The 1411-nt window shown below is 52.5% G+C and carries 2 protein-coding genes; both read left to right on the plus strand.

The features are described from left to right. On the plus strand, window positions 1-168 hold a 168-nt coding region (locus NZ772_18950; GenBank protein MCS6815637.1), incomplete at its 5' end, for a PEP-utilizing enzyme. A 39-nt stretch (window positions 169-207) separates the two neighbouring features. Continuing rightward, window positions 208-1411, plus strand: a 1204-nt coding sequence (locus tag NZ772_18955) for a hypothetical protein (protein MCS6815638.1), incomplete at its 3' end; no start/stop codon positions are given.

The following is a 1411-nucleotide window of genomic DNA, read 5'->3' on the forward strand; positions in this document are numbered from 1 at the left end:
GCGGCGGTTATTGGCCTGCGCTTGGGGGTGCCTGTAATTATCGGAGTGAAAGATGCTACAAAGTCTATTCGCGATGGTGCTATCCTAACGCTGGATATGCAGCGCGGGTTGATTTATTCTGGTGCTGTCGATACTTCCCAAACAGACACAGCGACTGTGTTGGTCTAGGGATTTACCCAAAACCCTTAAAACTCAATTGAGAATTCTATGGCTCACTGGTGGCGGCGACGATCGCTGACTGGATTTTTGGTAGCTCTGGCGTTGGCAGTACTACTGCTCGTGTCTTGGGGCAGGCAGGGACAACTCGTCTGGAGCCAAACTCCCCCCAAACCAGTGACAGCCCTGTCAATCGAACCCTACTTTTACTCGGCTCAGTTTGCCCAGGGGGAAGCTATGCTGCGAGAGCGGCTGAAGCAAACACCTACTGATGACCAAGCCCGCTTTGGTCTAGGGATGATGCAGCTAATGGCCGGGGTAGAACGCCTCAGCCAGTCCCTCTATCGCTATGGGCTGCGCCATAACTGGTTGACTGAGATTTTCCCGATTCTGCGTCTACCAATTCCCAACAACAATCGTCCAGAAACCCTGTCCTACCAGGCTGTTGGTGAGATTCTCCAAACATGGCTGACAGACCTAACCGCTGTGCAAGCAACCTTGGAGCCGATCGTAGACTCAACGGTTAAGCTCCCTCTGCGGCTAGGAGCCTTTCGCCTAGATATCAACAATGATGGGCGTGTGACTGACAATGAATCGTTCCGGCGACTGTTTGAAGTCATTACCCGATCGCGAGTTTCAGACGCTGATGCCCGCGCCTTTCAAATCAGCTTTGATTACGGAGACGTACTATGGCTGCGGGGCTATTGCCATTTGTTATCGGCGATTGCTGAGATTGTGCTTGCCCATGATGGACGCAAGCTGTTTGATGCTACTGCTCATTTATTCTTTGCTAAGCCAGAATCTCCCTACCCGTTTCTCCAGCAACGCGGTGGCCCCTTTGAGTTTACCTCTGACTTCAATTTCTCTGATTTGGTGGCGTTTGTGCATCTGTTGCAGTTTCCTGTAGTGGAACCAGCGCGCCTTGGTTCTGCCCTGAACCATTTGCAGGCAACTCTGTCCCTGAGTCGTCAGTCTTGGCAGGCGATTAGCAAAGAAACTGACAATGATTCCGAATGGCTACCGAATCCTCGGCAAACAGGAGTGGTTCCTGGGGTGCGCGTGACACAAGAGATGATTGATGGCTGGTTGCAGTTTGTAACCGAGGCTGAGCAGTTGTTAGCGGGTAAGGTACTAGCTCCCTTCTGGCGGGGCGATCAACGTAACACTGCACAAGGGGTAAACCTAAACCGCTTGTTCACCGACCCGTGTCCAGTAGATGTGGTGCTCTGGATACAGGGGTCAGCCGCTGCTCCCT

Source organism: Cyanobacteriota bacterium (genome assembly GCA_025054735.1).
In the GTDB taxonomy this organism is placed as follows: Bacteria; Cyanobacteriota; Cyanobacteriia; order SKYG9; family SKYG9; genus SKYG9.